1 rRNA gene is annotated in these 300 nt (G+C 52.3%); it reads left to right on the top strand.

Annotated elements, in window-relative coordinates:
• Positions 1-300 (top strand): 16S ribosomal RNA (locus GNE10_RS35140); the annotation flags it as partial.

The raw sequence follows: 300 nt of genomic DNA, 5'->3' as shown, positions 1-300 counted from the left end.
ACCTATAAGACTGGGATAACTTCGGGAAACCGGAGCTAATACCGGATAATATATTGAACCGCATGGTTCAATAGTGAAAGACGGTTTTGCTGTCACTTATAGATGGATCCGCGCCGCATTAGCTAGTTGGTAAGGTAACGGCTTACCAAGGCAACGATGCGTAGCCGACCTGAGAGGGTGATCGGCCACACTGGAACTGAGACACGGTCCAGACTCCTACGGGAGGCAGCAGTAGGGAATCTTCCGCAATGGGCGAAAGCCTGACGGAGCAACGCCGCGTGAGTGATGAAGGTCTTCGGA

The organism is Nostoc sp. 2RC (assembly GCF_014222165.1).
GTDB classification, from domain to species: domain Bacteria; phylum Cyanobacteriota; class Cyanobacteriia; order Cyanobacteriales; family Nostocaceae; genus Nostoc; species Nostoc linckia.
The sequence above is the reverse complement of the archived record's forward strand: the minus strand, read 5'-3'. Positions and strand labels throughout refer to the sequence as shown.